Annotated in this window: 4 protein-coding genes; 2 read left to right on the top strand and 2 right to left on the bottom strand. The window is 43.2% G+C overall.

The window, feature by feature from the left end; all coding sequences use genetic code 11:
• Positions 1-34: 34 nt before the first annotated feature.
• On the bottom strand, positions 35-214 hold the full coding sequence (locus AC1DUA_RS26440) for a hypothetical protein (RefSeq protein ID WP_477502609.1): 180 nt from the start codon (positions 212-214) through the stop codon (positions 35-37).
• A gap of 225 nt (positions 215-439) precedes the next feature.
• Here AC1DUA_RS26440 and AC1DUA_RS26435 point away from each other — a divergent pair, with 225 nt between their 5' ends.
• Positions 440-1687: an ATP-binding protein gene (locus AC1DUA_RS26435; RefSeq protein ID WP_477502608.1), complete on the top strand. Its 1248-nt coding sequence runs from the start codon at positions 440-442 to the stop codon at positions 1685-1687.
• Positions 1688-1777: 90 nt separating this feature from the next.
• Positions 1778-2176: a hypothetical protein gene (locus AC1DUA_RS26430; RefSeq protein WP_477502607.1), complete on the top strand. Its 399-nt coding sequence runs from the start codon at positions 1778-1780 to the stop codon at positions 2174-2176.
• Positions 2177-2232: 56 nt separating this feature from the next.
• Here AC1DUA_RS26430 and AC1DUA_RS26425 read toward each other — a convergent pair.
• Positions 2233-4190: family 43 glycosylhydrolase (locus AC1DUA_RS26425; RefSeq protein WP_477502606.1), on the bottom strand; the 1958-nt coding region annotated here is incomplete at its 5' end.

Below are 4190 nucleotides of genomic sequence, written 5' to 3'. Positions count from 1 at the left end.
GCTGGTAATCAACCTTTTTTTAGACTAGGCCTTTTTAAAGCAAATAGTCGATGATGAGTCCGCACTTCCCTAGATAGTAACTTGTTTCTTCTGACCTCTCACTCTCTGTTTCAATTTCACGCGTCTCGACATGCTCACACTCGTCACAAACGTTCACATAATCTTCGTCAATCGGATTAAAGACAACACCGCAAACCTGTGAGCACGCCCTCATCCTCATCTCTCCTCGTTTTCAAATCCTATGAATTTGTAAACGCTTGCATTGAAGTTAACTCCTATTATACAGCGGTTAATACCGTTAACACCATAAGTCTTTATCAAATCTTTAGCAAATCTTTAGCATTCAAAATAGACCCTTTCTCTTGATAAGGTCTATTTATGTGAGATAATGTAGAAATAACTAAGATAATGTCGTACATATGGAAAGGATGGCAATCGTTTGCTCCATTCAATCATTTCCCATGAACTGCATGGTCTCTTCTACCTCATGAGTGCTACATTAATCCATCAGGTTCTTACTCCTTTATTCATTTACAAAGAGCATCAGCGCAATCTACTATTTGGTATTCTACTCGTCATTCTACTTATCTTTTATTGGAATTATGAAGATATTGATCCCTTCATCTATTCGCTCCACTTTCTGCCTTTATGTTTGACAACGGTTATTCTATTTGCTGGATTTGTTCCTGCTACAATGACTTGGATCAGTTTTAATATTGGTTGCATATTTGTCCTTAATTATTATTGGCAACCGGCATTGCTAAGCAGTGCTTTTATCTTGCTCGGTAGTTACTATATTAAGAATAAAGTTAATCAACTAAACCTTAGGTTCAAAATAACATATGCAATAGCCTTACTGGCCGTGTACGAAGTATTGTATGCGTTGCTAGCATCTTACATACAATCTTACTTCTCCCTGTATGTTTTATACACCATATTGTTTACTTTTATTTCCCTTCTGTTAATCTTTTTTTTAGTTTTCCATGTGAAGAAACATGAATTTCATAGACAGCGTATTATCGCTATTGAAAAAGACCGCATGATTGGTCAATTAGCTGCTACAATCTCTCATGAAATTCGCAATCCATTAACCTCGATTCGCGGTTTCCTTCAGTTGTTAGATCAGAAAGAGCTGCCGCTCCATGACCAAAAGAGATATATTGAGCTAGCGCTATCCGGCGTAGATCAGGCGAATACCATTATCAACGATTATTTGAACTATGCCAAACCGTCGAACGGATTGCAGGAACAGTTGGATATTAAGGAGGAATTGGAAGCCACACTTCGCTTCATTACTCCACTTGCTACGGATCATCAGGTTGCGATAGACATCATTCATGAGACAGATGACCCCCTATTCATCTTAGGGGAATCCAAGAAACTCCGGCAATGCTTAATGAATTTGGTTAAAAATGCGATTGAGTCCATGCCTGATGGCGGTCACATATCCCTACGCACCTGCAAGCTGTCCGGCGGCGTTCAAATTTCCATAAGCGATACAGGGGTTGGCATGAGTCAGTCACAATTAGATTCACTGGGTATGCCGTTTTATACAACCAAAGAACAAGGAACTGGACTCGGGCTTGTCGTCGTAATGAGCATCATCAAAATGATGAACGGGAAAATCTCCTTCAGCAGCGTGCTAAACCAGGGCACACAATGCTCCATCCTTTTCCAGCAAAAATAACAACCAAGTCCCTCCATTTAACAAGGATGTTGATCTATGTTATTCTGTTAAGACAAGCGATCATCATAACTCGTGAAGGAGGGCTTTGCCATGAGTTCGGATTTTATTCAGATAAAATCGCTAGACGGCGACTTGAAAATGTCTCATAAGAAGAAGGATTATGGTTTGACCATCACGACCAAAGAACTGATTCTTCACAAGCCACATATTAATTATTATTTTAAATTGGAGAATATCATCAGTATTGTTCCCTATGAGAATTCTTCACTCAAAGCCATGTCTTTCGTAAATGCTCGATCGGGTAACCAAGAGACCACGCATTTATCTTCAGGCTCCGATCACTTCCGTATTTATGTGCAAGGAGCAACGGTCCATAACAGAAGCGGATTGTTCGAACTTGGTCCTATTCATATCGTCATTCCTATTTATCCAGTCATGCTTGACGCTATCTCAGAATGCCTCACACATACAGGGCTAATCTCTTTATAAATATCAAACTGAAAAAGGCGTGCAAATTGGTAATCCATTTGCACGCCTTTTTCACGTTAATTCAATATCATTCGAGCTACCTCTGCCAAGTCTTCAATATCTACTTTGCCATCTCCATTAATATCTGCCTTTTTGTACAAGCTCCAATCTGGATCATTGAAGGTTTTCCCATAGGCTGCAGCCACGATGCCAAGATCGCCGATTGCAACGTGTCCATCGTTGTTAACATCACTAGGATGAGCTGTATTGACCGAATCGATGAAGGCTTGAAGCGCGATATTAAGCTCTGTTGCTGCTAGATCAATCTGCTGTTGGGAAGCATTCGGATTGTTCAGAACCGATTTTGCTTTCTGGATCGCTGACAGCAATATAGCCTTGGATCCCAACGGATATTGATTCACTTCTGTTCCTTCCACTGCGGCATCAAACTTCGCTTGCGCTGATGCTATAGCGGCGCTAAGCACTGCTCGATCCCCCGCCTGGATTTCTACCTGCATGAATACATTACCTAGCGCAGTTTCCTCTCCTAGACCATTCGAAATGATCACATTTGTTAGCCCGATTACAGCTGGTTGAGAGGAAGATTTCGCCTTGAATTGGAGCTTCAGCTGATCACCGTTGGCATGAGCGGCACCGTCTGCTCCTATCTTTGCAAGCAAGATGCGCACGCGACCGGATATTTCGTTTTTACCGGCGATGGCTAATCCGTCCTGAGCGGGCTTTGCATCAACAAATTCTACTTGCGTAGGATCGAACGTGACCGTGATGTCTTGGGCATAAATACTTTGAGTGACGCTCAAATGGCTGAGACCGTACATGAGATCGAAGGCCTGCCCAGCTTCCACGCTGCTTGCTCCTTTTAATGTAGCCATCGGTTCCTCTGTCGACTGCTCAGCGGAAGGCTTAAGCTGAGGCGTAATCGTCGGTCCCCATACTTCCATCGCATCAATACCGCTGGCTTGCGGGACAAAATGAACACGATCAATCGCAAGTTTGCGCGGTTCCGTTGTACCAGCTTTGTAATGCGTATGGTACACCATGAACAATTCCGTACCATCTGGTGAATTGATCAAGGAATGATGTCCCGCTCCGGGCACAATCGTGTTGGATTTCATAATCGGGTTATACGTGTATTTCGTCCAAGGTCCCATTGGTGTTGGAGCGGTTGCATAACCAACGCCATAATCCGGGCTTTCGAAATGGTTGCCGGAATAGGTCAAATAGTAGGTTCCATTATGCTTGATCATGAATGGCCCCTCGTTAATACTGGCAACCGGCTGCTTCTGACTGCGTTCCCAATCTTGGGTAGCTCGGAACACGAATTGTACCGTATCTTCCTTCATGCTCTTCATATCTTCGCTCAGTTCAGCCATCCAAATTTCATTGCCTTGATTGAACCTGACGAAGTAGATGTACTTTTTGCCGTTATCATCTGTATAAATATGCGCATCGATTTCCGGTGTATTCAGATGCATCGGCTGTTTGACGTCTTGAACGAACGGCCCTAGAGGTGAGCTGCTTGTTGCTACAGCCAGCCTTTCATTGACTACATAGTACATGTAGAAGGTCCCGTTCTTTTCCACGACCTCAGGTGCCCAGAACCCGCTGGTCCCCCAAGAATCAGACTGCTTTAACGCCAATTCATCCTGCTCCAACCAATTGACCAGATCCGTTGAGGTGTATACTTTGAATCCCTTTGGCTTATTAGCCGCAGTTGAGGTATTCGTCCCATATAAATAATACTTGCCGTCATGCTGAAGTACGAATGGGTCCGCAATGTTCGGCAACACAGAGTTGGTATACGATGGTCCAGTGATCGATTCGTGGTGCGAAGAAACTTTAATGTTGTCAAATTTGGCTTCTGCCTGCCATATCCGCAGTCCAATTTTGCCAGTAGCCATATGCGATGCATCCAACAAATCAAATTTCGGATACGCATTGACATTGAGTGGATTGTCATTCACATAGACCTGAATGTGATCTTCATTCGCAACGACCTTAAGGTGGTACCACG

Source organism: Paenibacillus sp. 01T422 (genome assembly GCF_056398785.1).
The sequence above is the reverse complement of the archived record's forward strand: the minus strand, read 5'-3'. Positions and strand labels throughout refer to the sequence as shown.

What these genes read in the sequence shown, in the direction of transcription:
- AC1DUA_RS26440 (WP_477502609.1), bottom strand. Translation starts at nt 214, where the DNA reads ATGAGGGCGTGCTCACAGGTTTGCGGTGTTGTCTTTAATCCGATTGAC.
- AC1DUA_RS26430 (WP_477502607.1), top strand. Translation starts at nt 1,778, where the DNA reads ATGAGTTCGGATTTTATTCAGATAAAATCGCTAGACGGCGACTTGAAA.